At 42.8% G+C, this 19,028-nt stretch carries 14 protein-coding genes; 8 read left to right on the top strand and 6 right to left on the bottom strand.

The features are described from left to right. Positions 1–80: 80 nt before the first annotated feature. From AABK37_RS34080 to AABK37_RS34055, 6 genes are all read right to left on the bottom strand, one after another. On the bottom strand, positions 81–653 hold the full coding sequence (locus AABK37_RS34080; protein ID WP_432555895.1) for an RNA-guided endonuclease InsQ/TnpB family protein: 573 nt from the start codon (positions 651–653) through the stop codon (positions 81–83). 580 nt (positions 654–1,233) lie between these two features. Next, positions 1,234–1,563 carry a low molecular weight protein tyrosine phosphatase family protein gene (locus AABK37_RS34075; protein ID WP_432555894.1) on the bottom strand — a complete coding sequence of 110 codons (330 nt, stop codon included), beginning with the start codon at positions 1,561–1,563 and terminating at the stop codon, positions 1,234–1,236. A gap of 89 nt (positions 1,564–1,652) precedes the next feature. Further along, the gene (gene secA, locus AABK37_RS34070; RefSeq protein WP_432555893.1) at positions 1,653–4,445 is read right to left on the bottom strand and encodes a preprotein translocase subunit SecA; all 2,793 of its coding nucleotides are present in this window, start codon (positions 4,443–4,445) and stop codon (positions 1,653–1,655) included. Positions 4,446–4,666: 221 nt separating this feature from the next. Continuing rightward, positions 4,667–4,825, bottom strand: coding sequence for a hypothetical protein (locus AABK37_RS34065; protein WP_432555892.1), 159 nt, complete (start codon positions 4,823–4,825; stop codon positions 4,667–4,669). A 59-nt stretch (positions 4,826–4,884) separates the two neighbouring features. Further along, the gene (locus tag AABK37_RS34060) at positions 4,885–5,418 is read right to left on the bottom strand and encodes a cytochrome C (protein ID WP_432555891.1); all 534 of its coding nucleotides are present in this window, start codon (positions 5,416–5,418) and stop codon (positions 4,885–4,887) included. 260 nt (positions 5,419–5,678) lie between these two features. After that, a complete protein-coding gene (locus tag AABK37_RS34055; protein ID WP_432555890.1) occupies positions 5,679–6,602 on the bottom strand; it encodes a LysR family transcriptional regulator in 924 nt (307 codons plus the stop codon). A 626-nt stretch (positions 6,603–7,228) separates the two neighbouring features. Here AABK37_RS34055 and AABK37_RS34050 point away from each other — a divergent pair. From AABK37_RS34050 to AABK37_RS34015, 8 genes are all read left to right on the top strand, one after another. Continuing rightward, positions 7,229–7,711, top strand: coding sequence for a hypothetical protein (locus AABK37_RS34050; protein WP_432555889.1), 483 nt, complete (start codon positions 7,229–7,231; stop codon positions 7,709–7,711). 354 nt (positions 7,712–8,065) lie between these two features. Next, complete coding sequence (locus AABK37_RS34045) at positions 8,066–8,542, top strand: histidine phosphatase family protein (protein WP_432555888.1); 477 nt, start codon at positions 8,066–8,068, stop codon at positions 8,540–8,542. A 316-nt stretch (positions 8,543–8,858) separates the two neighbouring features. Continuing rightward, positions 8,859–10,046, top strand: a complete 1,188-nt coding sequence (locus AABK37_RS34040; protein WP_432555887.1) for a mechanosensitive ion channel family protein — start codon at positions 8,859–8,861, stop codon at positions 10,044–10,046. Positions 10,047–10,261: 215 nt separating this feature from the next. Next, positions 10,262–11,179 carry a bestrophin family protein gene (locus AABK37_RS34035; protein WP_432555886.1) on the top strand — a complete coding sequence of 306 codons (918 nt, stop codon included), beginning with the start codon at positions 10,262–10,264 and terminating at the stop codon, positions 11,177–11,179. A 29-nt stretch (positions 11,180–11,208) separates the two neighbouring features. Next, positions 11,209–12,366, top strand: a complete 1,158-nt coding sequence (bshA, locus tag AABK37_RS34030; RefSeq protein ID WP_432555885.1) for an N-acetyl-alpha-D-glucosaminyl L-malate synthase BshA — start codon at positions 11,209–11,211, stop codon at positions 12,364–12,366. A 357-nt stretch (positions 12,367–12,723) separates the two neighbouring features. After that, the gene (acs, locus tag AABK37_RS34025; RefSeq protein WP_432555884.1) at positions 12,724–14,694 is read left to right on the top strand and encodes an acetate--CoA ligase; all 1,971 of its coding nucleotides are present in this window, start codon (positions 12,724–12,726) and stop codon (positions 14,692–14,694) included. Between the two features lie 64 nt (positions 14,695–14,758). Beyond that, entirely contained in the window at positions 14,759–15,472 is a 714-nt protein-coding gene (locus AABK37_RS34020; protein ID WP_432555883.1) for a hypothetical protein, read from the top strand. 32 nt (positions 15,473–15,504) lie between these two features. After that, positions 15,505–18,540, top strand: coding sequence for a cyclic nucleotide-binding domain-containing protein (locus AABK37_RS34015; RefSeq protein ID WP_432555882.1), 3,036 nt, complete (start codon positions 15,505–15,507; stop codon positions 18,538–18,540). Positions 18,541–19,028: the final 488 nt, after the last annotated feature.

Here is a 19,028-nt window from a genome sequence, read left to right as displayed (position 1 = left end):
ACTCTCACCTACATGGTCATTCAGTTGTCAAGGTTCTGTACCTTGCGGCTAATCCTCCAAGTCCTTGTGGGCTTTAGTTTCTAGCCAACGGATCGCACTTTGACTCCTAAATCAACACCAACATAATCATACTCTTTGTTAGTGATTTCCCGTTCTATTTCATAGGAACAAGAAATGTACCAATCACCCGCAGTTTGAGATATCGTGACCTTTGTGGTTGTTGTGTGAGGTAAAGATTCATAAGTTGAAACCCATCCAATGGTTGGTAATTTAATTCGGTTGCCGCCAATATTTATTGGTTTACCACCTGCATTAATTGTAAAACTCGAATTTCGACCTTTCCTTTTAAACTTAGGATAATCTGCACGTTTCTCAAAAAAGTTTTGAAAAGCTTTCCCTAAATTCTCAAAAGCAAACTCAGTTATTTTTTGGCAGATACCTTTTTCTTTAATCCAGGGGAAAACTGTCTTTACTTCATTATTAAAGAATTTCTTTAAAATTAGATGATTCGGCTTGTATCCTTCTTTATATAAAACCTGCCATGTCGCCAGCCCCCAGTTGTAAGTAAACCGAGATATACCCGCGTGTTTTGACATCAAAACTTTTTGGGTTGATGTCAATTTCAGCTTCGTTTTTATGGAAGTCAACAACACGAATACACTCGCTCTTATTAAGCAGGAGAGTTGGTATTTGGGAATTATCCCATAAATTGTACGAGTAAGTCTAGTCGGCTCATGTAAATTTTCTTGAAAGAAGTTTCGGTTTTTGTGTCTGATTTGTCAATAAATGTAGAGGACTGTCGAGAAATTAGTGTACTAGACTATAACTCTTTTTCCTACTCAGTGATGGCATTTCTTGCCAGCATGTTCGGCAGAACCAGTAAACTTCATTCTTGCGAATATGAGCCAAAAGTCGGTGGGAGCAGCAAGGGCAATTATTCATGGTTTTTTAAAGTTATGTGAAGGCGATACTAAAAGGAAGATTGTATAGTTAGTGACAAATATTTTGTACAAAACTATCTAAATCATGCTATTTTTGCGGAAAAATACCCTCAGCGGTAATACAGAAAATAAAAATAAAGTTCACTTCATAAACGATAATTTTTCAGTATTACTACGTAACTGTTTCGATTTGTTTTAATTTTTGATGACAAATAATATTGTGTCCGTACAATATGTGTGATTTGCCGGACATAATATGATGCCTGCTGTGTTTGCAATTATTTACAAAAAATTATATTGTTCCCAATAAGGGCAATACCTTCTTCTTTAACAAGTTAATTAAAGCTGGTTCCATATACTCAAAGTCATCTGGTATATCCAAACATATAACTTTTTTATTCTTGAGAAACGGCTGAAAATTTTTTGAGAGCTTATTTCTATGGGATTTTTCCATCACAAAAATAATATCAGCCCATTCAATCATTTCAGTTGAAACTGGTATTTCGGCATAGCGGTCTAAACCCGCTGATTCCACCTCAAGTCCTTCATACTCAAAAAACACAGCCTCAGCTGTGGGACTTCGCAATCTATTCTGGCTGCACAGAAATAAAAGCTTTTTCATGTATCAATTATATATCTCGCATCAAAACAAAAAGACGCTAAGAACTACTTAGCGTCTTTGCGCGAAAATATTATCTTTAACGCTTAACTTCAAACCATCTCTGATGGTGTCTGAACTACTGGTTGCGGTTGCGGTTGAAACATGAAGAGAGAGTATACCACATCTCGGCGGATATTCACCATCATATCCAAGAAAAGTTCATATCCCTCGCTCTTGTATTCAATTAGCGGGTCTTTTTGACCGTAACCGCGCAGTCCTACAGATTCTCGCAAGGCGTCCATTTGTTGTAAGTGTTCCCGCCAGAGCGTATCAATCCGCTGTAAGATAAAGAACCTTTCAGCTTGTCGCATTAGTCCCGGCTGCACTTGGTCAACTTGATCTTCCTTCATGTCGTAGGCATTTCGCACCTGTTCGTGAAGGAAAAATTTAATTTCGCCTATTGTCATCTCTTCTAAATGATTTGGCTGCAAGTCTTGCAGCAGATAGACGAATTCTTTGACTTTTTCAGCCAGCTTTTCTAATTCCCACTCTTCTGAGGGCAAGTCTGGGTTGATGTAATAGTCAACGATCTCATCCATCGTTTTTTCGGCGTACTTGATTACCTGTTCTTTCAAGTCTTGCCCCTCTAGCACCCGACGACGTTCGGCATAGATAGCGCGACGTTGATTGTTCATCACTTCGTCGTACTCAAACACCTGTTTGCGGATGTCGTAGTAGTAGGTTTCGACTTTTTTCTGAGCGCCTTCTAAACTGCGGGTAAGCATTCCAGATTCAATGGGCATATCTTCCTCAACTTGGAAGGCTTCCATTAAGCGGGCTACGCGATCGCCTCCAAAAATCCGCATCAAGTTATCTTCTAAACTTAAGAAGAATCTTGTCGATCCAGGGTCCCCTTGACGTCCTGCACGTCCGCGTAACTGATTATCTACTCTTCGCGATTCGTGGCGTTCTGTACCAATTACGTGCAAACCGCCTAACTGCACTACTTCTTCGTGTTCTCGACTAGTAAACTGTTCGTATTCGTGCTTGACGCGGTTATAAGCTGACCGCAGAGTTTGAATTACTACGTCGTCAATTGGCGCTTTTTCTGCCGCCACAGCTACTTTCTCTTCTGCCTCTAATTCGGGTAAACTGCGCTCACCATACTCCCGCACTGCCAGTTGTACAGCTTCTTTCAACAGTTGTTCTGTTTCTTTTGACAGTTGAATCGGGAATACTTGTGGCGAAGCCTTCCAAGTTTTTACCTTTTTACCAGGGACAAAACCATGTCCACCACCAGTTCCTGTGGGCAAACCAGCGTCTCTGTGGACACCAAAAGTATCTTCGTCTTCGGGTTGGACGATGCGGGGCATAAAGTATTCCCGCAGCTTCAGACGCGCCATATATTCAGAGTTACCACCCAAAATAATGTCAGTACCTCTACCAGCCATGTTGGTGGCGATAGTCACAGCACCTTTGCGTCCGGCTTGGGCGACAATTTCTGACTCTCGTTCGACGTTTTCGGGTCTTGCGTTGAGCAATTCGTGGGGAATATTTTGCTGCTTGAGAAGCCCGCTGAGATATTCTGATTTTTCTACACTGGTGGTTCCCACCAGCACAGGTCTACCGAGTTGGTGCATTTCGGCACATTCGTTAGCGATCGCCCGCCATTTACCCGGCTCAGTTTTAAAGACCATATCAGACAAGTCTTGACGCAGCCTTTTCCTGTTGGTAGGAGTTACCGTTACTTCCAGTTTGTAAATTTTTTCAAATTCAGGTTCTTCTGTCTTTGCTGTTCCAGTCATTCCTCCCAACTTAGGATACAACAAAAACAAATTTTGATAAGTAATTGTTGCTAAAGTTTGCGTTTCCGGCTGAATTTCTACGTGTTCTTTAGCTTCAATTGCTTGATGCAGTCCATCACTCCAACGTCGTCCTGGTAACACCCGACCAGTAAATTCATCGACAATTACCACTTCCCCATTGCGGACGATGTAATTTACATCCTTGAGGAAAAGTTCTTTCGCTTTAATCGCATTGAAAACAAAGTGTGCCCACGGATCTTCCGGGTCGAATAAATCTCTTACTTCCAAAAGATTTTCCGCTTGAGCAAAGCCTTCATCGGTCAACAGCACGTTACGCGCTTTTTCATCGACCTCGTAATGCTCATCTTTTTTCAGAGTAAGTGAAATTTCCGCTGCTTGCAGATATTTTTCTGTCGGTCTTTCTACCTGCCCGGAAATAATTAGCGGTGTCCGCGCTTCATCAATTAGAATTGAGTCTACTTCGTCAATTACGCAGTAATTAAAGGGACGTTGCACAACATCTGCCATTGATGTTGCCATGTTATCACGCAGATAGTCAAAACCTACCTCGCTGTTGGTAACATAAGTGATATCACAGTTGTAGTTTTTTTGACGTTCGGCGGGAGTCATATTTGCTTGAATTAGCCCCACACTCAACCCCAAAAAGCGATGCACCTGTCCCATCCATTCCGCGTCTCGACGAGCCAGGTAATCGTTGACGGTGATAACGTGTACACCTTTACCGCTTAAAGCATTTAAATAACTTGGCAAAGTCGCAACCAGGGTTTTGCCCTCCCCGGTTTTCATTTCGGCAATTTGCCCTGAATGCAGGATAGCACCACCTAAGAGTTGCACATCAAAATGTCGCAACCCCAAAACACGTCGCGCTGCTTCCCGGACAACAGCATAAGCTTCTGGCAAAATATCATCTGTAGTTTCACCTTTGCCGAGTCGTTGTTTAAACTCTGCTGTTTTATCTTTTAACTGTTCATCAGAAAGAGCTTTAACTTCTTCTTCTAAGAGGTTAATTTCAGTAATGTAAGGTTGGTATTTTTTCAGCTTACGAGCGTTGGGATCGCCCAACAAAGTTTTTAGCATGGCGTTTGTTTTCAACTAAATCAAGAGGGGATGGAGATTAAAGGTTTGGCATTTATTATAAGCATTTAACCCAACCGAGCCGTGAGAGCGCAAGGTCGATCGGTTGAAGCAGGAGAATTCACTCAAAAACCTAGTCGCTTGTCGAGCCAATCAGTCTACTTAACGATTGGTTTAACTCATATCTTATAATTTGAAACTTATTTCATAGTATCATTTTGCCTTCAGCACTCGAAGGCGAACCCTAACCATGCGACTGTAGCGATCGCCCTACTTGCGGGAATTGGGCATTGGGCAATGGGCATTGGGCATTGGGCAATGGGCAATGGGCAATGGGAATTGGGTAAAGGGGAGAGAATTATTACCGATGCCCCATGCCCCATGCCCCATGCCCCATGACCCATGCCCCATGCCCCATGCCCCATGCCCAATTCCCCATTCCCTACTTCCACTCTGAAGTCAGGCTACGAAAGTTGAAGTCGGTGGCGCTGGGATGACAGCTGACACAGCTACCTACTTGTACGGGGCGTGGTAATTGCACTTTGGGATGCAAAGCTTTAAAATAGCGCGAATCGCTGAAGCGATAAGGTGTTGATTCTTCTTTGAGGTGGGAACGGGAAAAAGTTGACAAATATCTCCACACCAAGATGCGCGGTGGATCGACTAAAGGTTTGAGTTGTGCGCCGTAGTGCTGCGAATCTTGCAAAAGGTTTTTCCAGGTTTGGGTGGGAAAAACAGCCGGGGGAAGGGCAATGTGACAATTAGAGCAATTTTCTAAATATAATTGTTGTCCCAACTGATATTGTGCCGGCACTACGTCAACCGTACCCACATCCGACGTGTTTGTAGCACCTTGGACGTTAGTTGCCAAAAAAAGAAGCCAGCCCATAGCCAGACTCCACGCTAAAATTATCACCATTAAACCGATAGTTTTTCGCTTTGTTGGGCGGGATTTGCGCTTCACGAGATTTGACATTGCTCTCACTCACAGATATTGAAATGTGGCGCTTGAGCTAATAATAAGACTTATCCAGCGCTTGTGGTATTTCTAGCTTTGGTTAAATATAGCGGTTCTCACTTGCGTCAAATACATTCTGATGTAGGGACAATTCATGAATTGTCCCTACTGCGTTCGCCCTGGTATTGCATCCAACACCAAAACGGCTATATTGCCGGATAACAATTTTTTTGTTGTGTCAACAAATTAATCTTGTTAAAGATTTTTGCTTCTTGTTTTCACAGTTGCTGGGTTTGGGAGGCGACTAACTCACGTAGCCAAATGTGTAGCGGATCGTAATCGAGACGTTCATGCCAAAGCTGCATATAGTTGTACTTATTAAGTTTAATTGGTGGTTCAAGCAGAGCCAGGTTTGTATATTGAGCAAACAGCATGGCAATTCGACGAGGCAAGGTAAAAATCAGATCAGTCTGTTGCACAATCATCGGAACCGAGAGAAAATGTGGTATCTTCAACATGACTCGACGCTTTACGCCTAAATTTGACAACACATTATCCACATGGGTTTTAGTTGGATTCGGGACTACGTTTGTAGGCGTGATGAACCCGTGTGGCAAAGCAATGTAAGATTCAAGTGTAAAATCTGTTTGAGCGATCGGATGATCGGCGCGAACGACACACACATAATCTTCTACAAATAACTTTTGGGATTTAAACTCCCCAGTTTCCGGTAGATTAGCAACTCCTAAACCTAGATCGATCGCTCCATCTCGTAAGTTATCTAATGTGTCACAACGCCAATTATTGCATTCTAAATTCAGTTGCGGAGCTGCCCTCGAAATTTGCTGCAAAACTGAAGGAAGAATCACGGCGGTTGCATAATCTGACGTACCTAATCGAATCGTGCCTTGTGCTGTTTTTGGATCAAAAACGGTTGGTTGAATTAACTGCTCAATATTTAACAAAATTTTTTGTAATGGCTCTACTAACTCAAGAGCGCGTGGTGTAGGAACCATGCCTTTGGGAGAACGCACAAGCAGTGGATCGTTGAACACTTGACGCAATCGCCCAAGCGCATGACTGGTAGCCGATTGACTCAAACCAATTTTTTCTCCAGCATTCGTGACGTTACGCTCTTCGAGCAACGCAGATAACACCAGTAGCAGATTAAAATCCAATGTCAACAAATTTATTTTATGCATAGGCATCATTCATATCATGCATTTGACAAAGCATAGTAAATTCTCTAACATAAATTTTAGTTTTTAAATGACTGTAAAAAAAATCAAAATAATTAGTAATTTCAATTAGTGGGAACTTGAATTCAGGTAATTGTTGACTGCTGAATTAAAAAACAGCGTGTTTGCAAATATCAATGAATTATGAATTATTAGGTTAAATTTATCCGGCGCTGGTACGAATTAAAATTATCAATTCTGCTAATTGGAGCGGGTGCTTTTGTGTGGATAATGTACCAACTTCAAGCACCTGCCGATGCAAAAAATATGTATAATATATTACATATGCTATTCAAGTAGGTAGGTGTGAATAAACCGTACTATGCAACAGAAAATGAGTCAAAACCGCAAGCAAATTGCTTCACTCAGCTCAGTCCCAAGAAGACACGCTGCGCGAACACTTCGTTGGCAATGACATAGTTATAAATTTTCGCGCCATCTACTTAGAACCGTTTTTAGGTAAAGAGACCAGATTGTAGGGATACAACGCTCGTTGTTCCATTCTTCATCAAATATTTATCTAAAATCTTGTAGATATATCTGTATTATTTAATAGTTGGAAATAAACCCTTGTACGTGTACAATCTCCTATGAAAACTCTCAAAGCTTTCACCGCGTTAACGATTTCTGCTCTGTCGGCACTTACCATTTTGGACGCTCTGATACCCCAAGTGGTACAAGCACAACCTGATAATAGTCAACTATCGAAAAAAGGATGTGACAATAGAAGTTTGCAGGGAACATATTCAGCCCAATCTACTGGGTTTGTGAATAACACCGACCCGTTAGCCGTAACTGGTTTACTCACCTTTGATGGCAATGGAAATGTCAACGGAACTATTTTAGTCAGAAGTATTGCAGGAAACGTGACAACCAATATTCGCACTCAAGGCACATACCAAGTGAATAGTGATTGTAGCCTTACTCAATCTTTTACTAGAAACGATGGAACGACTGCTAATTATAGCGGCGCGATCTTCGATGATGGTAATAAGTACGCTCTTAGCCAAACTGACCCTGGTACTATTGTTAATGTCCAAGCTGAAAGAGTTAGACGTTACCAGTCTCGTTAACACAGTAGATCGAGTTTTATAACATTTGATGGTATAGAGACGCGACACCCAAGCGTCTCTACAAAAAGCGGACATTGTACCATCAATTCACCCCAAAAATAGAAAGCAAATTAGCTGCGAAAATCAGACGCAAACATATTATTTTCTTTGCAGTCGGCTTTGAAGACATAGCACCTAATACAAGCTTTGCTATCGGTTATGCGATCGCCGTAATTAAATGTTTCCCTCTTTTTTAAAAGTCATTAAATCTTTACTAAACTTATCAAAAAATTACTGAAAAAACTATTGATAAATTGGTGACTTAGTATTATTGTACTTTAACATAGTCAGATTTAAAACTATCTATTAACAATCGTGGTAAAAACTGATAATACCAGCGTTTATGCTGCACAGAAGGATGATTATCCCGGACGTGCATACTTTATTCGGCATGGTGAAAGCACCAGTAATGAACGTAACATTTTTGCCGGGGTATTGGATGTTGACCTGACCGCATTTGGAAGGTTGCAGGCACGCCGTGCAGGTGTTGACATTAAGAAAAAAGGTGTGAAGTTTGACGCAGTATATGTCTCTCAATTGGATGAAGATGGCAGCAATGCACTTGATAAAGACGAGATTATGGAGCTTTTAGGGCGAATAGAAGATATGACAACAGGCGAACGTTCTTCTGAAGAAATTAGGAGATACGTCACTGATTATCTTTTCAACATTCTTGATGCCGATAAAAATGGCACGGTTGATTTGCAAGAGTTAGAAGATTATGTATCAACGTATGGGTTGGTTGCTAACCTTAACGTTGTCTCTGCTGCTGCATCCCCGGTAACAACATAATCAAGCGAGGCAGGGCGATCGCGCTTTGCGCCCGCTCAGAAGCGATCGCATCTTAATTAGTCTTGACAAAATCCTTGGTTAGTGTATCAACATCATAACTTATCGTTTGATTAATTTTCACTTACAGCAATTCTCGTAAAGGGTGAATAATGGGCGTATTTGTAGGGACAATTCATGAATTGTCCCTACACCAAGCAATATCGTTCAATTTGAACTTCATCCTTGAATAAGGAACCGGAGCAAGTAGTGAAGATAGCAAGTTGGGAGTTGAAATAGAACAGACTACAACGCTGTGTAAGTATCAAATTAGAAAACCATGAAAATTTTTGCAATATCATCTATAACAGCTCTTGCTGGTTCTGATTTTTGGAAACTCATTTTTAGTGCAGACATCTCCATCGTCAACACACCTATACCGCTGTTCAAAATCGTTATTATCGTCATTGTCCTCACACTTACTCTGGCGTTAAAACAAGTTTTCTCCGAAATTATCATTCGTAGAATCGAGCGTCTAACTAGCAAAACGCAGACCACTTTTGACGATGAGTTGATCGAGATTATCAAGCAACCTTTAAACTGGCTGATTGTTATCGGTGGACTGTGGATAGTGCAGCTAATTCTGGCAGAAAATTTTAGCCCAGAATTGAACGAAAAAGTAGAAGGGATTCTCAGGTTTAGTACTTACGCTACCTTTGCCTTTATTGTTTACCGTGCCGCCCCTGTGTTGGGAGAGGTGCTGAAACAATGGACGCTCTCAACTGAAACCGAGCTAGACGATTTGCTCGTACCCTATCTGCCGAAATTGTTTCAGGTGCTGGCGATCGCGATTATCTTGCTCAAAGCAAGTGAGGTATTTTTGGGTGCATCGGCTGGGGCACTCATCGGGTTGCTTGGTGGAGCGGGTGTTGCCATAGGTTTGTTACTCAAAGACCTGATCTATGACTTGTGTTGTACCGTCATTATCTACGTAGATAATCTGTTTCGACCCGGAGACCAAGTGACGATGCATGGAGTAGAGGGTCTAATTAAGGTGGAAAATGTTGGACTGCGAAGTACAACCCTTCGTATACTGACCAGAAACACTATCCAAAAAGTGCCCAATTCTAAAATGATTAATGGAGTAGTGGAAAATTGGTTCCAACCGATAGGAAATGATAATTCAATAGGGATTAACTTAACCCTGAAAATTGATGGTATTTCGGCAGAAAAAACCGAAAAAATTTGTATCGGTCTTCGAGAAATTCCGAAGTCAATTGATATCTTGACGGAAAAGTTTTTTATTTACTTTAGCGAACTCAATCAAAATTCTCGTGTGATTAAAATTCGGGTTTTTGCTAATACTAATGGTAATTCCCAATTATACTTTGATACCATCGAAAAAGTAAACCTAGCGATACTGACTCTAATGGAGAAAGAGCAAATTAATCAATTCTCCTATTATCCGGTGCAACTCCAAACTAACCTTGGAGAAGCTCAAAATAACTTAGAACCAATCAAAAATTGACAAAGCAGACAAATATACCAAATGCATTAGATATAGGTGTGAAAAAAAATGTATGAACACGCGGCGTTATACAAGGATTTCAGGCAACGCATAATTAATTTCCAAAGATGTCTGTTAAAGCGCAAATTTGATCGTCTATTTACTACCAAAGGTGTAGGATAATACCGATTGATGCATGGCTATCGGCAAATCGAAACTTCAGAATAGGTAAATTGATGGTAAAAATATCAAAAACTACTGCCAAAAAATTATGGCTTAGAGAAATATTTAGATTTCAAGGTTCTGTTATTCCAGGAATTTTGGAACGTTCTCTCTTTTGTGCTGCATTTAGCATTCTGATTTCCTTTCTTTACTTTATTAAATTGCCCGTTGCTCAACCCGTTTTAGGCAGTGTAATTCCCAGTATTGTTTTAGCTTTATTGCTAGTTTTTCGTACTAATACGGCTTATGAGCGATATTGGGAAGGAAGAAGACTTTGGGGTAGTACAGTTGTCACTATCCGCAATTTAGCTTGGCAAATTTGGGTTGCAGTTGACGAAGTTGAACCTGGAGATCGAGAGCGGAAAATTACCGCATTACGTTTATTGTCGGCGTTTGCGATTTGCGATAAGCTATATCTCCGTTATGAACCAGCTAGTGACGAGTTAAAACCTTGGGTTTCTGTTTCTCAATACAGGGTTTTGCAAAATAGTCAAAATATGCCGTTAGAAATTGCTGGTTGGTTAGGAGATTACTTGCAGCAACAATACAAGCGAGGTCTTTTAACTAATTACCAATTGGCTACTATGCACACTCTGATCAATAAGTTGATAGATGATGTAGGCGGCTGCGAACGCATTTTGAAAACACCAATCCCCGCAGCCTACGTCATTCATCTGAATCAACTGGTACTCATCTACTGTTTAATTCTACCTTTTCAGTTTGTCAAAGATTTAGGTTGGTGGACAGGTTTATTTGTAGCAATTGTCAGTTTTGCTTTGTTTGGGATTGAGCAAATTGGAGTGGAAATCGAAAATCCTTTCGGTTACGACTATAATGACTTACCACTAGATAAAATTTGTCAAACCATTCAGAACAATCTTGAAGAATTCATAGCTTCTCAAACAAACCAAGACACCATGGAAACTCGTTGAGAAAATAACCACTTATTGAGTATAACCAAATGAAAATTGGTATTTTATGCCACAGCAGCCTGGGTGGTAGTGCTCGCATCGCTATGAATTTAGCCCAAGAATTGGCTCAACGCGGGCACAAAATTCATTTGTTTACTTATTCCACTCCGTTTGGCAGCTGGGGAAAACATAAAGGAATTACAAATCACAAGTTATTCTCACAATCTCATCAAGATCGTTCAGCAGGAAAATTGTATGTCGATTGGACTGACGATGAACTGCAAGCCTATCTCAAATGCGTTCTACAGGTGATTGAACTCGATGGGTTAGATGTTGTGCATTTTCATTATGCAGTTCCCTTTGCATTGATTGCTGCCAGGGTGGGACAGTTGTTGGGAGACCATGCCCCAGTATTAGTGGGTACTTTACATGGTACAGATACATTGACGTTAGGTCGTGACCCAATTTTAGGACTGCATCTGAAGCAGGCAATGCTAGCAATGGACACCCTCACGACTGTTTCAACTGCCCATGCTCATCTTTCTCAGATAAACTTGGAACTACCAGAACCTCCAAAGGTGATTCCAAATTTCATTAACTGTGTGTGCGATCATCCCAAATTCATATTCAGGAAAAAGTTGCGGTTAATCCACATTTCAAATTTTCGCCCTATTAAGAATACTTGTCACATTGTGGACATCTTTGCTGCTGTTAAAAAACAAATCGATGCCGAACTTTGGTTGGTAGGGGATGGACCAGAATTGGCAGAGGTACAGCGTCAGGTAAAACTGACTCATCTAGAACAAGATGTCAAATTCTGGGGTGCTCAAAAAGATGTCTTTTCAATTCTCAAAAACAGTGATGTGCTATTGGTAACAAGCACTTATGAAAGTTTTTGTCTAGCTGCGTTAGAAGCAATGGCTTGTGGGATTCCAGTTATAGCCAGTCGGGTTGGGGGTATACCCGAACTCGTATTAGATGGTGAAACGGGTTTTTTAGTCGATCTAGGTGCTGTTGAACAGTTTGCAGATAGAGTTGTGTATCTGTCTGAAAATCGAGAACAATTGTTAAATTTTGGAAAAGCATCGATTGAACATGCCAAAAATTTTGCTGCCTCCAAGATTGTGCCAATGTACGATTCGCTTTATTTAAATGCTCTTGAGAAAAAATGCTTCCCATCCGCATCAGTACTTGCAGGTATCGATTGAGCAATCGTGCAGTAGCCAATGAGGTCAGAAAACAATGCGTTCGCTAGAAGATTTACTCAATTCGTCTGAAGATAGACAATTTTTATAGAAACGTGATTTCGCTTCGGATTTATTGAGCGATAAGCCGGAGGCTTGACGCTAGGCGTATCGCTATTTATCTGAACTTCATCCTCAAAAGGCTGAAACAGCCCAATCTCCTTTCTACACATGACGGTAAATTTGTACAGTGCATAAATCCGAGATTTTCATCTAGCTGGTAAATCAAAACATAACTTATCTTAACAAAAATCAAAACACTCTCTAAAAAATCCGCATATACAGTAGTTTTTAGTCACATCGCCAATTACAAAAACAATCATGTCCCAAATCATGATAGAATCAATCCTTCAAGAAAAGCGTCTATTCCACCCCAGCTCTGAATTTTCCCAAAAAGCTCATATCAAAAGCTTGGAAGACTACCAGCGCCTCTACGACAAAGCGAAAGCCGATCCGCAACAATTCTGGGCAGAGTTAGCAGAACTTGAGTTGCACTGGTTCCAGAAGTGGGACACAATTCTAGACTGGCAACCGCCGTTTGCTAAGTGGTTTGTCAATGGCAAGATTAATATTTCTTACAACTGTCTTGACAGACACCTGACTACATGGCGCAAGAATAAAGCCGCGATTATTTGGGAAGGAGAACCAGGCGACTCGCGTACCATCACCTACGCCCAATTGCATCGGGAAGTTTGTCAGTTTGCGAATGTACTGAAGCAACTGGGAGTGAAAAAAGGAGATCGGGTTGGCATTTATATGCCGATGATTCCGGAAGCGGCGATCGCCATGCTAGCTTGTGCCAGAATTGGCGCACCTCACAGTGTAGTTTTTGGTGGTTTTAGTGCAGAAGCTTTGCGCGACAGGCTAGTTGATGCTCAAGCAAAACTCGTCGTTACTGCTGATGGTGGTTGGCGCAAGGATGCAATTGTACCGCTCAAGGAACAAGTAGACAAAGCTTTAGCTGATGGCGCTGTTCCCAGCGTAGAAAACGTCGTGGTAGTGCAGCGTACCCGTCAAGAAATCCACATGCAACCAGGACGCGATCAATGGTGGCATGATTTGCAAAAGAATGTTTCCGCAGATTGTCCCGCCGAACCAATGGACAGTGAAGATATGCTGTTTATTCTCTACACTTCTGGTAGCACTGGCAAACCGAAAGGTGTTGTACACACAACTGCTGGTTATAACTTACACGTTCACATAACCACCAAATGGATTTTCGATTTGCAAGACACAGATGTATACTGGTGTACTGCTGATGTAGGTTGGATTACGGCACACTGCTTCGTTGTCTACGGTCCTCTTTCCAATGGTGCGACAACGGTAATTTACGAAGGAGCGCCTCGCGCCTCTAATCCAGGCTGTATGTGGGACATTATTGAGAAACACGGGGTCAATATATTTTATACCGCACCTACTGCGATTCGTGCCTTTATCAAAATGGGCGACAACTTACCGAAAGCGCGAAATTTGTCTTCCTTACGTTTGCTAGGAACTGTGGGTGAACCAATTAACCCAGAAGCTTGGATGTGGTATCACCAAGTGATTGGCGGTGAACGGTGTCCGATTGTTGATACTTGGTTTCAGACGGAAACAGGTGGTTTGATGATTACGCCTCTGCCAGGGGCAATTTCTACAAAACCCGGTTCTGCAACTCTTCCTTTCCCTGGAATCTTGGCTGATGTAATAGATTTAGAAGGAAACTCTGTGGGTGATAATGAAGGCGGTTATTTGGTCATACGGCATCCTTGGCCTGGTATGATGCGAACAGTATACAACGATCCAGACCGCTTCCGTCGTACCTACTGGGAACATATTCCCCCCAAAGATGGGCAATATATCTACTTTGCTGGAGATGGAGCAAGACGGGACGAAGACGGTTATTTCTGGGTCATGGGGCGTGTTGATGATGTGATGAATGTATCAGGGCATAGACTGGGAACAATGGAAGTTGAATCAGCCCTTGTATCACATCCCGGCGTTGCTGAAGCAGCAGTCGTAGGTAAGCCGGATGAACTTAAAGGAGAAGAAATAGTTGCTTTTGTGACTTTAGAAGGCGATCGCAATCCCAGTGAAGAACTGAGTAAAGAACTCAAGCAACACGTTGTTAAAGAAATTGGGGCGATCGCCCGTCCCGGAGAAATTCGCTTTACCGATGCTTTGCCCAAAACTCGTTCCGGTAAGATTATGCGGCGCTTGCTGCGAAATCTCGCTGCTGGGCAAGAAGTTTCAGGGGACACTTCTACTTTAGAAGATAGAGATGTTTTGGATCAGCTGCGTCAAGATGCTTAAATTTCGCTCCGAAACCCTTATTGGGATTTAAACCTAATATGTACATATTACTGCTTAAGTACTTATGAATCCCTATCATCCCCAAGAATTTTTTGACTTATCCAACAGTCCAGCTGCCTCTGAGCTATTCAAGGACATAACATATGTGTGGGAAGGTGTTGCGGCACTACCTTCTTTTATTGAGCGAATCATAGAACCGAAAATCCTGGGGGAGGTTGAGGAAGGGGCTTGGGTAGAACCCGGTAAAGTCCAAATGGAACCAGGATCTCGCGTGGAACGGGGAGCGGTGGTACGCGGACCAACCATTATTGGACGAAATACGGTGGTACGGAGCAAGGCTTACATTCGCGGTCATGTGATGGTGGGTGAAAATTGTACCATCGGACATGGCGTAGAAATACGTCAAATTTTGGTTCTCAATAACAGTCAAATTGCCCACACCAATCTAGTTACCACCTGTTTAATTGGCAATCGAGTCTTGGTGGCGTATCTAGCGGGTCTCCTCAATTATCGCTTAGATGGCAAACCCATCTGCGTCAAGATTAATCGCGGTGAGGAGAAACAGGAATTCCCTACAGAATTGATCCATTTAGGTGCTTGCGTTGGCGATGACTCGAAAATTGGAGCGATGACAATTCTTCAACCCGGTACCGTTGTCGGGCAAAGGTGTATCATCTATCCTCAAATTTCCGTCAGCGGGTATGTTCCCAACGACTCGATTGTCAAATTAAAATCCCAACCAGTAGAAGTGATTCCACGAAATCAATCTCTGAAATAATATTTGCTCGAAGCAGAATAAGGAAATTCTCTATGAACAGTGTTTTGAACAATAGTGACTTATACTATCGTCTCCGGAATTTGGGCATGAGTGGGGGAATGATCCACTTTGGCTCCCATCCAGATGATGAAGATGAGGGACTCTTGGTATATGTCGCCCGAAAAATTGGCGGACGAGCCGTTTACTGGTCTGCAACCCGTGGTGAAGGGGGACAAAATCGGATTGGTTCTTATCAACGGGAAGCCTTGGGAATTTATCGGACATGGGAATCTGACTCAGCACGCGCTGTGGACGGCGGTGAGTGTTTATACGGACCATTTATCGACTTCGGCTACTGTAAGAATGCTGATGAGCCGCTAGAAAATTGGGGACGCGAGCAATTAATTAAACAAGTGGTGCGTGCTATTCGCTTAGTGCAACCCCAAGTGATAGTCGGTCGTTGGCAGGGTATTGCCGACGACTTCCACGGACACCATCAAGCAGTGGGGTTAGCAATTTGTGAGGCCTTTGCCGCAGCAGGAGACCCAAATAAATTTCCGGAATTATCACAGGTTGGATTAGCCCCTTGGCAACCGCAAAAATTTTATCTGTCTACGAATAATACAGGCGGGGATCAAAGCGTCGGGGGAGCCATCAATTGCTTTGGCTTCTACAATCCTGACTACGAACGAGACGGAATTTTGCGACTTAACACTGGGGAGTACGACCCCATTGCCGGAACTACCTATCAAGAACGAGCTTGGTTGGCGACGAACAATCATCGAACTCAAGGGTTCGGGTTAGCTCCAAATCCAGGAGACTTCTATTACTACTTCATTCTACAGCAAAGTTTGGTGGCAGTTCCTGCCCGAGAAAATGATCTATATGACGGGTTAGACCCGACTTTGACAGGTTTGGTTGACTATCCAGGCGAGGGTTCACCCTTCCTACGAGAAAAATTGGCGGCGATTAAAGCTTTGGTGCAGGACGCGATCGCCCAATTCAACCCGCAGAATGTGAAACTTGTTGCCGAATCCCTAATAGCCGGGTTAAAGATTTTGCGGGAAACGCGTGCTAACTTAGCAACAGCGAAATTAGCACCGCAAGCTGAAAAAGCAATTGATTATTCTTTAGCACGCAAAGAGACAGAGTTTGAAGACGTAATCGCTCAAGTGTTGGGGTTACGTTTGGAATGTCTTTCAGATGACGCTCATGTTATTCCCGGACAGCAGTTTCGCCTCCACTCCCGACTGTGGAACTACCGGGAAGTTCCGATTGGTGAAGTCACCTTTAAGTATCATCTTCCTCAAGGATGGACACAACAAGAGATAGATGGCGAAGTTAAGTCTGTTGTGGGTTTGGCTTTCAGTTCTCACAGTGAGGTAACGGTTGCTCAACAAGCGACTTTGACTACCCCCTACTGGCTGGAGCAAACCCCTGAAAGATATACTTACACCTGGCCCAACAATGAAGCAGACAGTCGTCCATTTGCTCTCCCATTAATTTCTGCTCAATGTCAGGTTAATTTGGGCGAAACGACGATTACATTACGACAGGGAGCATTTCTCAGAGAAGCGTTCACCGGTGGCTATCGGGAATTAGATGTTAAGGTCATTCCTCCTATTTCTGTACAGCCAGTTCAATCGCGCAAAATGCTCTCCGTTCAATCATTGGCACAAACCTTCGTCTTAACGGTTGTCGTTCAGAGTCAGACAGAGCATGGCTCGATTGAAGGAACACTGCGAACGGAAGCTCCCCCCGATTGGCAAGTTGAACCGCAAAGGATAGCTATAGTTTTGGATAAAGCCAAGGATACCAAAACATTGCAATTTACAGTCACGGTTCCAGCCAATAAGCCAGCGGGAGACTATACAATTCGTTATGTCATTAATGTGGGCGAACGCGATTATGATGTTGCCCTAGCTCCTGTGCGTATGGGTTATCCGGGCTTGCCAGGAGTTCCTAACGAAAGCAACTGTATTCGAGAGACCTTTATCCTCTCACCTTCAAGCGTGACAGTTCGCTTGCTAGATATCAAGTTTGCTTCCGGCTTGAAGTATGCTTACGTGAAGGGAGCGGCTGAAGAGGTGGTGGAAGCCTTAGCAGATTACGGTATTGCGTTTCATCTCATCAGTGATGAAGAAATGGGTTATCTCGATCTGACCCAATTTGACGCGGTGGTAGTTGGTCCCAATGCTTACCTAGTCCGGGATGAGTTGAAGAAAAATGCTGAACGTTTCTTGAAATACGTTGAACAGGGGGGAACCTTAATCGTTCAATATCACAATTATAGCTATGAAGGAAAAGGATATACTCCCTATCCAATTCATTACAATCAGCCTCACGATCGCGTCACCAACGAGGACAATCCCTCACCGGAAATTTTAATCCCAGATCACTATCTGATGAATAATCCTAATCCAATTACGACTAATGATTTTTTGGGTTGGGTGCAAGATGTGGGAATGTATTTCTTCCGGGAATGGGATAAACGCTATCAGCCCATTGTCGCTTGCCATGACCCTGGTGAACCTCCTCAAAAAGGAGGTATGCTGATTACCGAGTATGGCGAAGGAACCTACCTATACACAGGTTACACCTTCTTCCGTCAATTGCCCGCAGGTACGCCCGGAGCCTTTCGGCTGATCGCAAACATTCTGTCTATCCCTGCTTCGCGTTTGCAAATGCGAGCCAAATTACTTAAGACCTTCGCTTTATTCTCCTTAATGAGCGATGAAGAATTACTAACCGTTGCTCGCATGATTTCTGGACGGTATTACCCAACGGGTGAGTATCTGATACGCACTGGGGATGAGAGCCGAGAAATGTATATTGTTGTTGAAGGGGAATTTGAGATAATAGAGGAGAAAGCAGGGTCAGAAAAAGTGATCGAAGTTGCCCAAGCGGGGGAAATTCTTGGTGAAATCGGGATGGTGGGGAATATTAAGCGTACCTTATCTGCCAGGGCGAAGGTTGACAGCCGGGTATTAGTCATTGAAAAGCAACGTTTCCGTAGTTTAATCTATCAATATCCCATCATTGCTGAACATATTATGCAAATCTTGGTTAGTGAGGGGAATTTGCTCTAATCTACTGGAGTTTAGACTAAAATTGCTGACTACAGAAGAGTGAATTTTTGGCAGAAAGCAACTGAGCAAACATAGACTTTTCCAACAATTAGTCTAAAATCTTTGTAGCATAAGGGTTAAAGGCGTTGCTGAATTGAAATATGAAGTTCAAATACTAGGTATTTTAAACTCTTACTCTTTGCGACAGACACATTCTTCAAGGAGGGCATTGCCGCCCACAGAAGTGTCCTCGCCTTTGCGCGGCAGTTGCAGATAGCGGGGGGAACCCCCCAACGGGAGAGTCACTACGAATAGAACGCCAGTCCGCTCAACGCGGGGAACCCGCGCACGCGGCAGGCTCCGGTACAGGCAACCGCGCTGCCTTGACTCACCGCAACGCGCTGCCTTGACCAAGCCCCGTTGGGGCGGGGTGTAGGGTGTGGGGTGTGGGGTGTAGGGAAAGAGATAGCCCCAACAACCAGTGGGAAACATACGCCCCGTCTTTTAAG

Source organism: Tolypothrix sp. VBCCA 56010, from assembly GCF_050875635.1.
Lineage (GTDB): Bacteria > Cyanobacteriota > Cyanobacteriia > Cyanobacteriales > Nostocaceae > Hassallia.
This window is presented reverse-complemented; position numbering and strand designations above follow the sequence as displayed.